The sequence below is a fragment of the Pseudomonas sp. GM80 genome, assembly GCF_000282515.1.
Taxonomy (GTDB): domain Bacteria; phylum Pseudomonadota; class Gammaproteobacteria; order Pseudomonadales; family Pseudomonadaceae; genus Aquipseudomonas.
The window spans coordinates 1-17,282 of sequence record NZ_AKJD01000064.1 but is presented as its reverse complement, the minus strand read 5'-3'; the positions used below and the strand labels follow the sequence as shown (position 1 = coordinate 17,282).

General features: G+C 61.4%; 16 protein-coding genes and 1 riboswitch. Of the genes, 10 read left to right on the top strand and 6 right to left on the bottom strand.

The annotated features are described in order from the left end of the window. Positions 1-106: 106 nt before the first annotated feature. Complete coding sequence (locus PMI37_RS10990) at positions 107-967, top strand: LysR substrate-binding domain-containing protein (RefSeq protein ID WP_008080675.1); 861 nt, start codon at positions 107-109, stop codon at positions 965-967. On the opposite strand, the gene PMI37_RS10985 is transcribed toward PMI37_RS10990, so the two are convergent. After that, positions 954-1,871: a LysR family transcriptional regulator gene (locus PMI37_RS10985; protein ID WP_008080674.1), complete on the bottom strand. Its 918-nt coding sequence runs from the start codon at positions 1,869-1,871 to the stop codon at positions 954-956. The two genes, PMI37_RS10990 and PMI37_RS10985, sit on opposite strands and share 14 nt — an antisense overlap. A 116-nt stretch (positions 1,872-1,987) precedes the next feature. Between PMI37_RS10985 and PMI37_RS10980 the strand changes: the two genes are divergently transcribed. The 6 genes from PMI37_RS10980 to phnE all read left to right on the top strand — a co-directional run bounded on the left by PMI37_RS10980 (position 1,988) and on the right by phnE (position 6,557). Beyond that, entirely contained in the window at positions 1,988-2,380 is a 393-nt protein-coding gene (locus PMI37_RS10980) for a RidA family protein (protein WP_008080673.1), read from the top strand. An 89-nt stretch (positions 2,381-2,469) separates the two neighbouring features. Next, a complete protein-coding gene (locus tag PMI37_RS10975) occupies positions 2,470-3,189 on the top strand; it encodes an SDR family NAD(P)-dependent oxidoreductase (RefSeq protein WP_008080672.1) in 720 nt (239 codons plus the stop codon). A gap of 128 nt (positions 3,190-3,317) precedes the next feature. Beyond that, positions 3,318-4,181: a putative selenate ABC transporter substrate-binding protein gene (locus PMI37_RS10970; protein WP_008080671.1), complete on the top strand. Its 864-nt coding sequence runs from the start codon at positions 3,318-3,320 to the stop codon at positions 4,179-4,181. Next, positions 4,178-4,975 carry a phosphonate ABC transporter ATP-binding protein gene (locus PMI37_RS10965; RefSeq protein WP_008080670.1) on the top strand — a complete coding sequence of 266 codons (798 nt, stop codon included), beginning with the start codon at positions 4,178-4,180 and terminating at the stop codon, positions 4,973-4,975. Before PMI37_RS10970 ends, PMI37_RS10965 begins: the two co-directional genes overlap by 4 nt. Next, the gene (locus tag PMI37_RS10960) at positions 4,969-5,793 is read left to right on the top strand and encodes a PhnE/PtxC family ABC transporter permease (RefSeq protein WP_008080661.1); all 825 of its coding nucleotides are present in this window, start codon (positions 4,969-4,971) and stop codon (positions 5,791-5,793) included. The genes PMI37_RS10965 and PMI37_RS10960 overlap by 7 nt, the downstream gene beginning before the upstream one ends. Then, positions 5,790-6,557, top strand: a complete 768-nt coding sequence (phnE, locus tag PMI37_RS10955; protein ID WP_008080660.1) for a phosphonate ABC transporter, permease protein PhnE — start codon at positions 5,790-5,792, stop codon at positions 6,555-6,557. The genes PMI37_RS10960 and phnE overlap by 4 nt, the downstream gene beginning before the upstream one ends. 14 nt (positions 6,558-6,571) lie before the next feature. On the opposite strand, the gene PMI37_RS10950 is transcribed toward phnE, so the two are convergent. From PMI37_RS10950 to PMI37_RS10935, 4 genes are read right to left on the bottom strand one after another with little or no spacing between them, the layout of a single operon-like run. Next, positions 6,572-9,511: a bpX6 domain-containing protein gene (locus PMI37_RS10950; protein ID WP_008080659.1), complete on the bottom strand. Its 2,940-nt coding sequence runs from the start codon at positions 9,509-9,511 to the stop codon at positions 6,572-6,574. Then, a complete protein-coding gene (locus tag PMI37_RS10945; RefSeq protein WP_008080658.1) occupies positions 9,504-11,333 on the bottom strand; it encodes a hypothetical protein in 1,830 nt (609 codons plus the stop codon). Before PMI37_RS10945 ends, PMI37_RS10950 begins: the two co-directional genes overlap by 8 nt. Continuing rightward, a complete protein-coding gene (locus tag PMI37_RS10940; protein WP_008080657.1) occupies positions 11,333-11,761 on the bottom strand; it encodes a bpX5 domain-containing protein in 429 nt (142 codons plus the stop codon). The genes PMI37_RS10945 and PMI37_RS10940 overlap by 1 nt, the downstream gene beginning before the upstream one ends. Then, positions 11,758-12,879, bottom strand: coding sequence for an AAA family ATPase (locus PMI37_RS10935; protein ID WP_008080656.1), 1,122 nt, complete (start codon positions 12,877-12,879; stop codon positions 11,758-11,760). The genes PMI37_RS10940 and PMI37_RS10935 overlap by 4 nt, the downstream gene beginning before the upstream one ends. Positions 12,880-13,150: 271 nt before the next feature. Between PMI37_RS10935 and PMI37_RS10930 the strand changes: the two genes are divergently transcribed. The 3 genes from PMI37_RS10930 to mntP all read left to right on the top strand — a co-directional run bounded on the left by PMI37_RS10930 (position 13,151) and on the right by mntP (position 16,466). Continuing rightward, complete coding sequence (locus PMI37_RS10930) at positions 13,151-14,830, top strand: MFS transporter (RefSeq protein WP_008080655.1); 1,680 nt, start codon at positions 13,151-13,153, stop codon at positions 14,828-14,830. A 173-nt stretch (positions 14,831-15,003) separates the two neighbouring features. Next, positions 15,004-15,222, top strand: coding sequence for a hypothetical protein (locus PMI37_RS10925; protein ID WP_008080654.1), 219 nt, complete (start codon positions 15,004-15,006; stop codon positions 15,220-15,222). Between the two features lie 502 nt (positions 15,223-15,724). Next, a riboswitch (yybP-ykoY riboswitch) is annotated at positions 15,725-15,895 on the top strand. A gap of 7 nt (positions 15,896-15,902) precedes the next feature. Further along, a complete protein-coding gene (gene mntP, locus PMI37_RS10920) occupies positions 15,903-16,466 on the top strand; it encodes a manganese efflux pump MntP (protein ID WP_008080653.1) in 564 nt (187 codons plus the stop codon). 2 nt (positions 16,467-16,468) lie between these two features. On the opposite strand, the gene PMI37_RS10915 is transcribed toward mntP, so the two are convergent. Beyond that, complete coding sequence (locus PMI37_RS10915; RefSeq protein ID WP_008080652.1) at positions 16,469-17,185, bottom strand: DUF72 domain-containing protein; 717 nt, start codon at positions 17,183-17,185, stop codon at positions 16,469-16,471. Positions 17,186-17,282 lie beyond the last annotated feature (97 nt).

Below are 17,282 nucleotides of genomic sequence, written 5' to 3'. Positions count from 1 at the left end.
GCCTCGCTAGTTAAGCCACTGTGTTCAATGCGCTTATGCTACGGGCCGTAAAATCGGCAAACAAACGATGGATTTAGCAGACAACTGATTAGCGGAGCTTATCGATATGCTTAAACACTGGCCGCCGCTCAGCTCCCTGCGCGGCTTTGAAGCGGCCGCTCGACTGGGCAGTTTTCACAAGGCCGCTGAAGAGTTGAGCCTCACGCAATCGGCGATCAGTCAGCAGATCCGCAGCCTTGAGGCGTACCTGGAGCAGCCGCTGTTTTTTCGCAGCGGACGCAGCGTGGCGCTGACCGATGCCGGCCACGATTTGCTCAGCACCACGCAAGCGATGCTGCAGCAACTGGCCGTGGGCATTCGTCGTTTGGGCCAGTATCAGAAGCCCAATCAACTGGTGCTCAACACCACACCAGCGTTTGCCCGGCATTGGTTGCTGCCGCGACTGGCGGACTTTCGCCAGCAACACCCCAAGGTTGATCTGTGGATCTACAGCACCGATGAAGTGCCGGACATGGCCACGCAGACCATCGATCTGGCGGTGCGCGACGACATCAGTTCACAGGCCGAATGCAGCTTCAAAGTGTTGCTCGCCGATCGCCTCTACCCGGCCTGTCATCCGCGTGTTATCGCGCTACCGGCGGCACAGCGCACAACGTTGCATGGCGAGCGGGAAATGGACTGGAGTCACTGGGCGGTCGAGGCCGGAATCGATGTCGGCCAGCAGGATCAGGGGCTGAATTTCTCCGATCCGGGGTTGCTGCTCGACGCCGCGTGTTCGGGGCTCGGCATTGCCTTGGTGAGCCAGCTGCTCAGCCGTCAGGCACGCGCTGATGGTCTGTTGCAGCCCTTGGTCGAAGGCACCATTCGCGGGCCGAACTGGGCGTTGCTGACCCATCGCGACAGTGAACAGGAGCCGATGGCGCGCAGCTTCAGCGAGTGGCTGATCAATAACCTCAGCGATCAATAACCGGCGCATGCAGCGCCATCACCTCGACCACCCAGTCGATGAACACGCGCAGCTTGAGGCTGACATGGCGGTTCGGCGGATACGCGACGTACAGCGGCATCGGCTCCAGCTGCCAGTCGGCGAACAGCGGCAGCAATTCGCCCCGCGCCTCGTGCTCGCCGGACATGTACTTGGGCAACCACAGCACGCCCATGCCGGCCAGCCCCGCCGCGAGATAGGCATTGCCGTCGTCGACCGCCAACACGTGGCGGCCCTTGATGTGCAGGTTTTCGCTGGCCTTGTGCAAGGCGTACGGTAGCGGTTTGCCGGTGCGCGCCCAGAGGAAACCGACCACGCGATGATGGGAATCTTCCAGTTCGCGCGGATGCTCTGGCGTGCCTGATCGAGCCAGATAAGCCGGTGCGGCGAACACGCCCAACGGCAGATCGGCGACCTTGCGCGCCCTCAACGACTGATCGAGTAATTCGCCGCCACGCACCACGCAATCGACGTTTTCATCGATGATGTCGACGATGCGGTCACTGACGCCCATGTCGATCTGGATATCCGGGTAGCGCGCGTGAAACTCGGGCAGCGCGGGGATCAGGATCAAACGCGCCAACGGGCTCGGCACGTCCACGCGCAATCGGCCTCTGGGCAATGCCGCCGCGCCGGGCAGGCTGGTTTCGGCATCATCAAGGTCGGCCAGCAGCTTGATCACCCGCTCGTAATAAGCGGCGCCATCGGCGGTGACATTGACCTTGCGCGTGGTGCGGTTGAGCAACTTCACCCGCAACCGCGCCTCCAGTTGCTGCACCAGTTGAGTGACGGTGGTCTTGCTCATGTGCAGGGTTTCGGCAGCCTTGGTGAAACTCCCCGCCTCGACTACCCGGGCAAACGCCTGCATTGCGTCAAATCGATCCAAGGTGCGCGCCTCGATTGTTCGGGATTTACAAACAGTGAACGCCAAGCTTGCGCGTTTATCGCCCGCCTGCAAATACCTAAAGTGGCTTCATCAACTCACTGATGGAGACACTCCCCATGACTCAGCGCGATGTGGTTTTCCCGCCCGCCCGGCGCACGCTTTATGAGCGCAATCGCTACTCGCCAGCGATTCGCTCCAACGGTTTTCTGTTTGTCTCGGGCCAGGTCGGCAGCACCGAGGACGGCACACCAGAGCCCGACCTGCAGGATCAGGTGCGGCAGGCTTTCCACAACCTCAATGCAATCCTTGATGAGGCCGGTTGCAGCTTCGACGACGTGGTCGATGTCACCGTGTTCATCGTTGATCCGCAGTCAAAGTTCGAGACGATCTGGAATGTCGTGCTGACGGAGTTCTGGGGCGATGCGCCGCATCCGACCGTGACCGCGGTTGGCGTGACCTGGCTGTATGGTTTTGATTTCGAGATCAAGGTGATTGCCAGGCTGCCGTAAATATTCGGACACACCCATTCGTTTGCCATTTCAGAGGTCGTCTGTTTGCATGCTCACCCACATCAGTCAGCAGATCAGGGAGAGGATCGATGAACATTTTGGTGGTGGGTGCCAGTAAAGGATTGGGCAGGGCTTTGATTGAAGGCTTGGGCAACGCGGGAGACACGTTGATCGGTGTTTCCCGCACCCGCCCCGAGGGTTTGCTCAGCGATGCCGGGCGTCAGCTGCGCTGGGTGGAAGCCAACCTGATGGACCCGGTCAAAGCCGCGCACGATATCGCGCAGTCTGTTGCCGACGACGGGCTGGATACGCTGATTTACAACCTGGGGATCTGGGAGGAGTTTGCCTTCGGTCCGGCGTATGAGTTTCTCGAAACCGCAGACGACGAACTGCAAGCCATCATCGGTTGCAACATCACTTCAACGCTCCTGTTGATCAAACGCCTGCTCCCGCTTCTGCTGAAAAGCCCTCAACCTAGAATCATCCTCACAGGCTCAACCTCTGGGTTGCCGCAAAGCGGTCGCCCGGAAGTCGCCTTCGGCGCCTCGAAATTCGCCCTGCGCGGCATCGCTGATTCATTGCGCGAAGGCTACCGGCAACAGCGTCTGGCGGTGACTTGCCTCAATCTTGGGTATCTGAACACCGAAGACGCGCTCAGCACCCCGCGAGACCTGGCACAGCAGCGTGGCGAGGGACATCTGGTTCCCGTGCACGATGTCGTCGAGGCAGTGCGCATGATCCTCAGCTTGTCGTCGGCCAGTTACGTCAAAGAACTCACCCTGCCGGCGATCCTCGATGAACGTTTTTGACGGCGCCAGCCCCATGGCGCTGGCCTTTGCGCGTGTGAGTACGTATAACCTCGCCGATTCGTCTACCCTCACGTAGCGCCCTTTTTCAGCTGTTCACCCCTTTTGATGCCTATGAAACGGAGATTTCCATGTTCAAACGAACCCTGGCACTGACCGCCGGCCTGGCCCTGTCCTTTTCTGCGCTGGTGACTCACGCCGCCGACGTTCTGCGCGTCAGCGCGATTCCCGATGAAGCCCCGACCGAATTGCTGCGCAAGTTCGAGCCGCTGGGTGCCTACCTGGAACAGCAATTGGGCATGAAGGTGCAGTTCGTGCCCGTGGCCGATTACCCGGCCGTGGTTGAAGCGCTGGCCACCGACCGTCTGGACATGGCCTGGCTGGGCGGTTTCACCTTTGTTCAGGCGCGTCTGAAGACTGATGCCACCACCCCGGTGATCCCACTGGTGCAGCGTGAACAGGATGCGCAGTTCACCAGTAAATTCATCACCGCCGACCCGAACGTGAAAAGCCTCGCTGACCTGAAAGGCAAGACCTTCGCCTTCGGTTCGGTGTCGTCGACCTCGGGCAGCCTGATGCCGCGTTATTTCATGCTGAAAAACGACGGCATCAAGCCGGAAGCGTATTTCAGCCGCGTCGCCTACTCCGGCGCGCACGATGCGACCGTGGCCTGGGTGCAGGCCGGCAAGGTCGACGCCGGCGTACTCAACGCCAGCGTCTGGCAGAAACTGGTGGATGCCGGCAAGGTCGACACCAACAAGGTGAAAGTCTTCGCCACCACGCCGACCTACTTCGATTACAACTGGACCGTGCGTGGCACCCTTGATCCGGCGCTCGCAGCGAAGATCAAAAAAGCCTTCCTTGACCTGGACCCGGCCAACCCTGAGCAGAAGAAGATTCTGGACTTGCAGGCCGCCAGCCGTTTCATCGACACCAAGCCTGAAAACTACAAGGGCATCGAGGAAGCCGCCCGCGCCGCCGAACTGCTGAAATGACCCTGAGCCTCAAACAGGGCAGCCTGCGCCACGCCAATGGCGTCGATGCCCTGCGCGGTGTCGACGTACAGATTGGCGCCGGCGAACAGGTCGCCATCATCGGCCCGTCCGGGGCTGGCAAATCGAGTCTGCTCAACCTGCTGGCCACCGCATTGCGGCCCAGCAGCGGCGAAATCGAAGTGCTCGGCGAACGCGCCTGGTACTTGTCCGCCCGCCTACGCCAACGCCTGCGTGCGCGCATCGGTCTGGTGCATCAGGCGCCGCCGCTGCCGCCACGTCAGCGCGTGGTCACGGCGGTGCTGGCCGGCAAGCTCGGTCAGTGGAGTCTGGGTAAAAGCCTGTTGAACCTGTTGCATCCATTGGATGTGGCAGGTGCGCGCGCGGCGTTGGCGCGACTGGATCTGGGCGACAAATTGTTCGCCCATTGCCAGCAACTGTCGGGCGGCCAGCTGCAACGCGTGGGCATTGCGCGGGTGTTGTATCAGGCGCCGGAAGTTCTGCTGGCGGACGAGCCGGTGTCGGCGATGGACCCGGTGATGGCCGGGCACACGCTGTCGATCCTTTCGCGCCACGCCCGTGAGCACAACGTCACACTGGTGGCGAGCTTGCACGCGGTGGACCTGGCGTTGTCGCACTTCCCGCGCATCATCGGCCTGCGCGATGGGCAGATCCTCTTCGACAGCCATTCCGCGCAAGTCAGCCATGAGATGCTCGATGCGCTGTACGCCAACGAAAAACTGCAATCGCCGACCGCAGCACCTACGCCTTTGACTGTGCAGATTCCCCGATGCTGAAAGCCGATTCACGGGACCCGGCCGCGTGGCCAAGACTGATCCTCACGTTGCTGGCGATTGCCTTGCTGTGGCCGGGCATTCAGCTCAGCGAGTTGAACCTCGGCGTCCTGCTGCCGGACAGCCAAAATGAAATGGGCCGTTTTGTTGCGCAATTCTGGCCACCGGCGCACGACGAAGCGTTTCTGCAGATACTGCTCAAAGCCACTTTGCAAACCCTGGCCATCGCCACCGCTGGCATGGCATTGGCGCTGTTGCTGGCGATACCGGCGGGTCTGCTTGCCAGTCGCGCGCTGTCGCTGTCCGCCGCGTCAAGAGGTGGCGTGCCCAGTCGGTTGGGGCGCTTGTTGCGCTGGCCGGTTCGCGGCTTGCTGATCTTTTTGCGCAGCGTGCCGGAAATCGTCTGGGCGCTGTTGTTTGTGCGCGCCGTAGGGCTGGGACCGGCGGCCGGTGTGCTGGCCATTGCCATCACTTACAGCGGCATGCTCGGCAAGGTCTACGCGGAGATTTTCGAATCCACCGACCAACGTCCGGCCCACGCGTTGTTGCAGGCTGGCAGCGGTCGGCTGGCGGCGTTTGCTTACGGCACGTTGCCCAATGTCGCGGCGGAATTGCTGTCGTACACGGTTTATCGCTGGGAATGTGCGATCCGCGCTTCGGTGGTGATGGGCTTTGTCGGCGCAGGGGGATTGGGGCAGCAGATCGACCTGTCGATCCGCATGTTCGCCGGCGGTGAAGTCGCCAGTATCCTGCTGTCGTTCCTGATTCTGGTATTAGGCGCTGATCAGCTCAGCCGTTTGTTGCGCTGGAGGCTGACATGAATCGTCTGATCAACTTGCTGCTGATCGCCGCGATCGGTGCGGCGGTCATCGCTTCGTTCACCTATCTGGGGCTGGACCTCGGTGAGCTCGGCAGCGCCACCAGCCTCAAGCAGATGGGCGCGTATGTGCAGCGCTTTCTCAGCCCGGACTTGAGCGCGGATTACCTCAAAGCGATCCTGCACGGTTCGATGGAAACCCTGGCCATGTCCGCCCTCGGCACACTGCTCGCGGCGGTGTTCGGCATCGTCCTTGCGCTTCCGGCCGCCGGGCGTTTTGGCTGGCCGCTGCAAAGCGCTTCGCGTCTGTTGCTCAATGGCCTGCGGGCGATTCCGGAACTGGTCTGGGCGGCGCTGATGGTGCTCGCGGCCGGCCTCGGCCCCAACGCTGGCACCCTCGCCCTCGCCCTGCACACCACCGGGGTACTTGGCCGGTTGTTCGCCGAAGCACTGGAAAACACCCCGCCGCAACCGGCTGAAGCCATTCGCTTGCAGGGCGGCAATCCGATTCTGGCTTTCTGCTACGGCACCCTGCCGAATCTCGCGCCGCAATTGCTCGCCTACATTTTGTACCGCTGGGAAAACAACATCCGCATGGCCAGCGTGCTCGGTTTTGTCGGCGCCGGTGGACTGGGACAAATGCTCTACGTGAGCCTGAGCCTGTTTCAGGAGGCGCAAGCCAGCACGGTGATTCTGGCCATGCTGGTGCTGGTGTTCGTGGTGGACTGGTTGAGTGCGTGGAGCCGCCAGCGCTGGGTCAAGGCTTAGGCCGGCTCACCCACTCAGTTCAGCGAAAGGTTGTGTTGCGTGACATTGTCCATATTGAAATGGCTCAAGCGCCCCTGATCATCAAACAGCAGAAAATCGCTACCGACACAACGTACCCGCACACCGTGTCGAGGCCATTGCAGTGTCGCAACGAGGCGGTTGCTGGTCCTGGCGATAAAGTGCCAGCGCATGTCGTGGTCGTTGACCAGATAACCGATCAGCCGGCAGTGCTCCTGCAAATGCACTTCCACCAACTCCTCATGGTCTTGCTCGAAGTCACAATCGGGCAGGCTGTAGTTGTTGCAATCAGTCCCACCACCGAACAGCAGAATCGAAACCTCGTCGTTTTCACGATCCACACGCATGAACTCCAATCGCCCATCAGCGCTGAGCAGGTACTGCTGGTCAAACCCCACCGCAGGCACCGGCATTCGCTTCATCAGTCGCCGCTCAGGCAAGCGGTAATGCCATAACTCCAGGCCCGCTTGCGCATCACTCAGCCATAAAGATTCGTTGTACGTGTCATCCTTCATGCCAATGACCTCGCCGGGCAAATCGCTCACGTGCCACAGGGTTTCGAATCCACGATCGACATCCACCACACGCAGTTGTCGCCCACGGCCGATGGTCCAGTTCGAACCGTTGAATGTGCGGCTGAACACATTGAACATCTGCACGCCGAGATCCGTTGCGATGCGCGTGACCAGGTCCACTTTGCTGATACGCCACACTTCATTGCGCCGGGCGACCAGCAATGCCACCTGCCGCCCATGGGCCAGAACGATGTATTGCGCAGGCATCGCGAATTGGTAGAGCGTGTTGCCATGCGCGTCGACCACCACTGCGCCGGCCTCGCCCAATGCCAGCAAGTAGCGCTGATCATCGAGCGGCACAGCATCCCGGATCATCCGGCTGCCCATGGCCGGCGCAGTCCATTGCAGGGGTTCGCTGCCGGTGACCTGTGTGTAGGGCGCAGGTCGCGCGGGCAGTTGCTGCGGCAGGTCGGCCTGCAAGAGTTTGTCCTTGCTCATACTGACCAGTGCCTGCAACTGCTGCAGAGACAAACGCCCCTGACCGCCCACCTGATCGGCGATGATCGCGTGGACAGTAGCGCTCGCCAACCAGGCCAGCTCGCTGGCGTGCGCCTTGTGCTGCAACAGACTGTCGGCCAGCGTCGCACGCTCGGCGAAGCGTTGCGGGTCATCGCGCAATTGTTCGATCTGATCGGCATACGCCAGCAAGGTGTCGGGTAGCAGAATCGCGCGCTTGACCAGCGCTCCAACGGCGAGGCTGCCGCCGGCTTTTTCAGCATTCAACAGCCATTGTGTCGCCTGCCCGCGCTCGGCCGTCAGCGGCCAGACGGCCTCGACGGCTTGCAGCCAGAGGCCCTTGCGCGCCAATGATTCGGCCCACTCCAGGCGCAGACGCGCGGCGTGCTGCGGCCATTTATCCTGGAGCATCGTCACGGTGTCGGCAAACGCGTCGTCGCGCCGCGCTACCAGCAAGGCGCGCTGCCAGTTCCCGGCCAGGCACAGCAACCGCACGATGGTCGCGGCGGGCATGTCCCAGGCCAGAGCGAGGTCAGCGGCCTGTTGCTGGCGCCCGTGTTTTTCCAGGCAGTCGAGCGCTTCCTGCTGCGCCTTGAGCAATTCGGCGAGGACAAACACCGCCTCTTCGATGCGGCCTGCACGTTCCAGCCGTTCGAAGGTCTGCCGGTAGATCTGCCGCAGGTGCGCCTCGATGTCCTGTTCGAAGACCATTGAGCGCGCCAGGCCCTGGTGTTGGCTGATCGACAGATCCTGGCGTCGCTGTGGCGTGCCGAACGACTGCTCACCGCTGTGCGGCCCACCACGCAACGGAATCGCATGGCGCAGCGCTTCTTCCAGATCACCGTTCTCGAACATCTCGAACATGCGCTGCATGTACGCGGCCTGGCGTCTGCCGTAAAGCGCAGACAGACGTGAATGTTGAGTCATGCGCGTCACCCAGCGCCGCCACAACGCTGGTGTGTGTTTCCCCGGTTGAGCACGCGCTGCGATGCCTGCGGGCGCTCGAGCACGCGTCTCGACGCCTGCGGGCGATCGGCTCGGCACGCTTTGCAGCGGGAGTGACGCCACGCGCCGCAACAGATGCCGCAGGCCCATCAGCAACAGGGTCAACGCCACCCCGCCGATCAGCGTGCCAAGCACCACGCCACTGATTTGCACGGACAGCGGCGTCTCTCGCGCAGGTGTCAAAGCATTCACAGCGCTGTGCTGGCCCTGCGTAACCATCCAGAACACGGCCACCAGCAACACCAACATCACACTGAGCTTCAACCACGGCAAGGGCCTGGTATCCGGCGGCGTCCAGCCAGCGCTCGCGGGTGACATCCCAGCATCGGGCGAGGCCGTCGACGCCTGCTGCTGACGCGCCAGCAGTGCCTGCAACGTCTTTTGCTGCTCGGGGCTGACCGGTTTCAGGTTTTTGCCGAGTATCTCGCGCACATCGGTGGTGACCTCCATCGGTTCGAGCACCGGTGGCGGCAGCGCCTGGCGACAGTCATAGGTGTCGAGCAACGTGAGGTGACTGACATCCAGCCACTCCTCTGGCGCCAACGCCACGGCATCGCGCAGATGCAAGGCACTGACCTGGCTGCCGCGTACCAGCCACAGATCGGCGCTCGGCAGGTCGCGTATTTCCCGCGGGTCGAACAACGCTGAACTCAGCGTGTGCCCCTGACGAATCAACGGCCAGCCGCGCAAGGCTTCGCAGTGCACCGCCATGGGCTGACGTAGACGCAATAGGTCTCCGTCTGCAAAACGATAGGCACTGGCGCCGGTCTGCCAGTGTTCGAGGATCAACTGTGCGCGCTCGTCCGGCGCAAAGCGTTCAGCAGAAAACCACAGCCCTTCAATGTGCTGGTGACCGGTCAAGGCCGGGCGACGGATCAATCCTGCTGCTTGTTCAAGCATCGCTGCCGTCCCTGTTTCCCGCTTGTTCATTACAAAATACCTGCAACCGCAGCAGGCGCTGGGGCACTGCGTACACCAGTAACTCGCGGCTGCTGGTCAGCGCCGCGACCACACCGCTCAACGGGCAGAAGCTGACCTTGGCAATCACATCGCTGGTGGTGAACAGGGTTTCCTGATCGCCACCGCGGTGCAGGACGATGGCCTGTTGATTGGGGCTGAGCATCAGCAGCGCAAAGCGCTCGTCGCCCTCATACAACAAACCGATGCCTTTCCAGCCCGGGGCCAGTTCAATACGTTGTACCTCTCGCGGTGATTCGTTGAAAAACATCACGCGCCAGCTCTCACATTGGTTTTTCAGCGTGAGCAACGCACAGCCGCCGCAACCGTGGTGCCAGTGGTAACTGGCGGCAAACAACACTTGGCTGATGCCATCGGCAATTCCCGCCAGATGAGCAGACGAAACCTGCCCCTGCGAATTGACCGAATGGGCATACAGCCGATTATCTTCACGGCGCACGTAACCCATCGCATCGCGACCCACCCTGGCCATGCCGATCACCCCCTCCGCCAGACGATGCGTCTGCCCGGTGCCCGGCGTGGCCGTGTCTTTCGCGTTTTTCACCACCCAAAACGCCAGATGCCCTTGGGTATCGAGCAGATACAAACGGCTGCAGCCATGTCCTTGCAGACCAATGGCCGGGAGAAAGTTGGCCGTGCCCGGCGGCAGCTTCAACTGTTCCAGGCTCGGTTTATCGACCGGTTTCAGACCGGGCATACTCCAGAACGTCAGCTGAAACTGATCGCTCAACACCGCGCCGATTGCGCGCCCGAAGAACAGCGCCGTCAGCGGTGTAGTCCCGACACGCCAGAGTTTGCAGCGCACTTCCAAGGTTTTTTTCTGGTGCTTCGCCGGCAACTTGATGACGACCAGACCAGGCTCATCAAGCATCTTCAACGCGACATGGCTGCCGGCACTCGAAATCACCGGCTGCAACGTCAGCGAAACCCGCGGCACACTGCCCTTGGCGGCCGGCGCGGCGTTGACGACTTCGCCTGCGAACTGGCCTTTAAGCAGTTGCACTGCCGGGCGTTCATCGGGCATCGGCAGCACGACTCGACGGGTGTGCGTCGACGTCAAATGCACCGACAGACTCTGACCATCCAGGCTGCGCGCGATCTGCACGCGATGGCTGCACGTCTGGCGATCGGTGGCCGGCAAGCGTTGCCCGACCAGCCAGCACTCGCCGACCGGCATGGCCGCACTGCGCAGCCAGTCGCGCCAGGCTTGCCAGTGCTCGTCGCCGGCCGTGTGAAACGTGCGTGCGTTGAGCAGGTGTTTGAGCTGCGCCGCCGAATCGACGCCATGCAACTGCGGCGCCTGCTGCAAAATGCCCCAGCGCAGTTCGGCGCCCGCCTCTTTGGCGCGACGGGCCAGCAGGATCAGCAGCGCCAGATGCACCAGGCGTGGCGCGCCCAGTTGCAGCGGCCCGGCGTCGAACAGCACGACCATCTGGCGACTGGCTTGCTGCGCGCGGTATTGCGGCGCAAGAAACAGATGTTCGCCGACCACTGCGCGGCGCAGAAATTCTTCGGGGACTTCATCGGCCAACAGCCATTCACTGCCCAGCAGCCGCTCATACGGCCCGCGCCGCTGCAAATCGCCCAGGCCATCCGGCTCAGGTACGCCGCCCTGTTGCAGACCGCGCAACGGCCCCAGCACCGGATTGAGCCGCCCGAGCAGATCGGCGAACAGCGGCAGTTGCTCCGGGGCAAACCATTGCAGCCATTCGCGCCACGGTTGCAGGGATTCAGGTAACTGCATCAGCGTCCCGCCCAAAAATCGTCAATGCGTTGCAAGTGCTCGGCCGTCACCGGCAATTGCCGGTCGAGGGGCACCACGGCGGGAGGGTCACGCCACAGCAACAGCGGCGCCCGCGAGAATTTCTTCGACAACGCCAGCGCCAGCAGGTCTGTCGGCACTTCGGGTTGCCAATGGGTCGGCAACCATAGCCCCGGCGCACGTTCGTCCATCGCCGCATAGGCGACGCCATCGACCCACGGCAGATCCGCCGCCGCACCGCTCACCAGCAACACATCGCGGTTGGCCGTGGCGTTCAGGCGCGACGCCTGTTCAGCGGGCATCGACAGCAATCGCGCATGCAGGCGCCGCGCGACTTCACCCCAGGCCACGGCAGCCTGCGGTTCGACCGGCACCGGGCGCGGGCGCCATTGATTGGCGTTGACGCTCATGCAGCCGTCGTCAGCAAACGTGCGAGCTGGCCGCGCACGTCCTGCAACGTTGCCGGAATGGTCAGGTCGTCGAAGTTGGCGTCAATCTCACGCAGCAGGCCTTCGAGCAAGGCGCTGGCCGGTGGTTCGCTGCGCGCCAGATAATCCTCGGCGGTTTCCACCAGGCGGCTGACCCGCGACATCGGTTGCAGGGTCGCCTCCTCCACCGCACTGAACAAATGCCGGTTGCTCGACTGCGTGAACATCTCGCGCAGCACTTCGCGGCCATGCTGCTGGGCTTCCTTGGTCGGCAGCACATACAGCAGCGGCCACAGATCGGCGGCGCTGGCGGCGAGACGGCCACCGAGCAACGCGGCGGCGGCGATCAGGCGCTGGGACTTGACGATGCGTCGGTCGGACAACTGAATGCCAGCTTCGCGCAACCGGCGGATGGCCTGGGCCAGCGCTGGGCGAACCACGCTCAGATCGACGCTTTTCAGGGCCTGGCCCAGGGTGTCCAGTTGGCTCAGGCCAAGCAACTGCTGAACCGGACGCTGCTCCGATTGCCAGCCGCCGGCGAGCATCGCTTCGAGCTGATTGTCCGGCACCGATTCAACAAACAGGTGCAGCAGGAAGCGATCACCAAACGCCGCCAGCGCTTCGTCGTCCGGCAAGCCATTGGAGGCGCCGACGCACACGCGCAGCGGACACTGAATCTGCGTGTGCCCACGACGGAAGCGCCGTTCGTTGAGCACGCCGAGCAAGGTATTGAGAATCGCCGTCGAGCCGAGGAACACTTCATCGAGGAAGACGATGTCGGCTTCTGGCAGCATGCCGCTGACGTCGGTTTCCACCGTGCCTTCGCGAAGCTTTTTCAGGTCGACCGCACCGAACAGTTCCGACGGTTCGGTAAAACGCCCCAGCAGGTATTCGAAATAGCGCCCGCCCATGGACTGCGCAACGCGCCGCACGACCGCACTTTTGGCCGTGCCTGGCGGGCCGATGACCAGAATATGCTCCTGCGCCACAGCGGCCAGAACAATCAGTTCGGCCAACTGTTCGCGCCCCACCAGACCTTCGGTGGCGACTCGGACGGCCTGACGGATTTGCGCGGCAGCGCTCTGCAATGAAGCATTCATGGGCATCTTCCCTGAAAGGTGAATTCTGATTTAGGCGGGTCGGCAGTTATCGACCGCAAGCCGGTGATCTTTAATTGCCACTACGGGCAAGTACACGAGTGGATATCTGCCAGAAGCTGATTATGCTTCAGGAAACCTTGCAGCAATGCGAGGCCGCCAGACTGTGCAAGTTTCACGCGAGAGCAATTGCGGCATTAGCCCCAAGGCCAGAGTGCGATAAGCAGTATCGGGGGACTCCGGCCTTCAACAATAAGCATGACGGAGAACACCCATGGCTACAATCGACACAGCGTCCACCGGCAGTCCACCGCGCAGCGGCGGCATCACCAAGGAGGAGCGCAAGGTCATCTTCGCCTCGTCCCTCGGTACGGTTTTCGAGTGGTACGACTTTTACCTGTATGGCTCACTGGCGGCGATCATCGCCAAGCACTTCTTTGCCGGCGTCAACGAAACCACGGCGTTTATCTTTGCCCTGCTCGCCTTCGCCGCCGGGTTTGCGGTGCGGCCGTTCGGCGCGATTGTGTTCGGCCGGCTGGGCGACATGATCGGGCGCAAGCACACCTTCCTGATCACCATCGTCATCATGGGTGTCTCGACCGCGATAGTCGGCCTGTTGCCGGGCTACGCGACCATTGGCGTCGCCGCGCCAGTCATCCTGATCACCCTGCGCCTGCTGCAAGGCCTGGCGTTAGGCGGTGAGTACGGCGGCGCGGCAACCTACGTCGCCGAACACGCGCCACGCAATCGACGCGGCTTTTTCACCTCATGGATTCAAACCACTGCGACCCTGGGCCTGTTCCTCTCGCTGCTGGTGATTCTTGCCTGCCGCACGGCGCTCGGCACGGAAGCGTTTGAAGCGTGGGGCTGGCGCATTCCGTTCCTGCTGTCGATCCTGCTGCTGATCGTCTCGGTGTACATCCGCCTGCAACTGAGCGAGTCGCCGGTGTTCCAGAAAATGAAGGCCGAAGGCAAGGCATCCAAGGCGCCGCTGACTGAGTCCTTTGCCCGTTGGGACAACCTCAAAGTGGTGATCATGTCGTTGCTTGGCGGCACTGCCGGGCAAGCGGTGGTCTGGTACACCGGGCAGTTCTATGCGTTGTTCTTTCTGTTGCAGACGCTGAAAATCGACCCGCAAACCGCCAATTTGCTGATCGCCGGTTCGTTGCTGATCGGTACGCCGTTTTTCGTGATTTTCGGCAGCCTCTCCGACCGCATCGGGCGCAAGCCGATCATCATGGTCGGCTGCATACTGGCGGCGCTGACGTACTTCCCGATCTTTCATGCGCTGACTCAGTATGGCAACCCCGATGTGTTCATCGCTCAGGAAAAAAATCCGGTCAAAGTCATCGCCAACCCGGATCAGTGCTCATTCCAGTTCGACCCGGTGGGCAAGGCCAAATTCACCAGCTCCTGTGACCTGGCGAAGACCCTGCTGGCGAAACGGGCGATACCTTATGAGAACGTGATCGCCGAGCCGGGCACCGTTGCCCAGGTGCGCATTGGTGACAAAGTCGTCGAAAGTTTCGAGGGCAGCGCTTTGCCGGCAGCGGACTTCAAAACCCGCAACGACGCCTTCACCGCGACCCTCGGCAGCGCGCTCAAGGACGCCGGTTATCCCGAGAAAGCCGATCCGGCGAAAACCAACTATCCGATGGTGCTGCTCCTGCTGACGGTGCTGGTGATCTACGTGACCATGGTGTACGGCCCGATTGCCGCATGGCTGGTCGAACTGTTCCCGACCCGCATCCGCTACACCTCGATGTCGCTGCCGTATCACATCGGCAACGGCTGGTTTGGCGGCTTCCTGCCGACGGTGGCGTTCGCCATGGTCGCGGCCACCGGGGACATCTATTACGGCTTGTGGTACCCGATCGTGATCGCCGTGATGACCGCGATACTCGGCACGTTCTTCCTGCCGGAAACCAAAGACCGCGACATCCTCAAAGACTGACCCATCCCCTGTAGGAGCTGCCGCAGGCTGTGATCTTTTGATCTGGATCTTTAAAAACAAGATCAAAAGATCGCAGCCTGCGGCAGCTCCTACAGGGGGGTTGTGGGGTGACAGAAATATCGAACGTCCGGTGAATTCGCTCCTCCAATGGTTACACCCTGGAGGCCAACGACATGAACAGCAATGACGATAAAACCCCGAATGCCCCGCCTACCGATACTTCCGGCAAACCGGTGAATGTGGTCGAGCGTGATCTTGAGGACCGCGATGACGACACCAAGGCTGTGGACGAAGTCATCACGCCGACCTCAACCCGCGTCAAAGAGCAGGACGCCGAAACGTTGCAGCGCAAGATCGATGAGATTGAACGCAAAGTGGCGGACGGTAATTAACCCTGTTGTCTGTGGTGAAGGATTTATCCCCGATGAGCTGCGCAGCAGCTCTGTTTTTGGGGGCGCTTCGCACCCCCGTCGGGGATGAATCCCCTCACCACAGGGTTTGTGTTCACTTGTCTATGGTGTCGCCTTGATGATGACGGGGCGGCAGCAGTCAGCATTGCAAATGCTCTAGACCACCCACCTGCTCACCGCCAATTTCTGGTGGATGCCTAACCTGTGGTGAGGGGATTTATCCCCGATGAACTGCGCAGAAGCGCTGTTTTTGGGGGCGCTTCGCACCCCGTCGGGGATGAATCCCCTCACCACAGGGTTTGTGTTCACTTGTCTGTGGTGTCGCCTTGATGATGACGGGGCGGCAGCAGTCAGCATTGCAAATGCTCTAGACCACCCACCTGCTCCCCACCAAATACTGGTGGATGCCTCACCACAGGGGTTTGCGTGTTCAGGAGGGATTGAGGGTTTTTGACGAAATTTTCATGTGTGCCCGCCTAAAATCGCGCACCTCGTTGGGGAGTAGCCTGTTTCCGCGCCATGCGGATGCGTTCGTATCAACATTCTCGGCAACATGCCGTGGTGCGAACACCTTTTGGTTGGTGAGACCGACGACACATCCATGCCTGAAGTCGGGCGTGTGGTTGTGTCGTTGACTCATAGCCCGACTGGAAGTAACCCCCGTGAATCCTGTTTCCCTCATATTCCTCGCCCTGGCCATGTCCACGGATGCGTTCGCCGCCGCCATCGGCAAAGGCTCAAGCCTGCACAAACCGCGCTTGAGCGAAGCCCTGCGCACCGGCTTGATCTTCGGCGTGATCGAAGCCATCACACCCATCATCGGCTGGCTGATCGGTCAAGCCGCGACCCGTTGGGTAGCCGAATGGGATCACTGGATCGCCTTCACCCTGCTGGTCATCCTCGGCCTGCACATGATCTACAACGGCCTGAAGCACGAAGAAGAGCAAGAAGAGAAACCCGGCTCGCACTCCTTCCTGATCCTCGCGGTCACCGCATTTGCCACCAGCATCGACGCCCTCGCCGTGGGCGTAGGCCTGGCGTTTGTCGACGTGAATATCTGGGTGGCGGCAGCAGCCATTGGCCTGGCGACCATGACCATGGTGACCCTCGGCGTGATGCTCGGCCGGGTGTTGGGCGCGGTTGTCGGCAAGCGTGCCGAAATCGTCGGCGGCGTCGTGTTGATGATCGTCGGTGCGACGATTTTGTATGAGCACCTGTCGGTCTGAGACTAACCGTGCAGCAACGCCGCCAGTGCTAACGCGTTGCCTGTCGCTGCACCACTGGCGGTGTTGTCAAATATGCACCAGGTCGCGGCGCCATGCGTATCGGCGGCCTGCAAGGCTTGGGCGAGCCTTTGCAGATAAGCGACCTCGTAGGCACTGTGATAAAGGCGCGGTGAACCGTGCAGCCGCCAATAGCGGATGCCCTGACAGCCGGACGGTGAAGCATCACTGCTGAGGCGCGAAGGATCGACCGCTGCCTGAGCGATCCGATAAGCCATCAGCAATGGTTTGGCACTCACCCACGACTCGTGACGCGGTTCCAGGACAACGGCGCCGTCGAAGCGCTGACGCAACGTCTTGAAGAATGCCTCGGTACTGGCCGCATCAAACGCCAGTGACGGCGGCAGTTGCAGCAATAGACAACCCAACCGATCACCCAAACCACTGCACTGCGACAGAAACTCATCGAGCGCATCTTCGCAGTCCAGCAAACGACGCTCATGGCTGATCTGTTTGGGGATTTTTACCGAAAAGCGAAACCCTTCCGGCACCGAGTCTGCCCAGCGCTCATAAGTGGAGCGGCGATGCGGACGATAGAACGAGCTGTTGATTTCCACGCTGTTGAACCGCGCGGCGTAGCGTTGCAGGTGCGTGCCGTCAGCCGGAAATTCCGGCCAATATTCACGCCCCAGGCTCCAGCCCGCACAACCAATGAAAATCACCCAAATACCCTCAGTATCAAATACCCCTGTAGGAGCTGCCGAAGGCTGCGATCTGTTGATCTTAAAAACAACATCAAGAGATCGCAGCCTTCGGCAG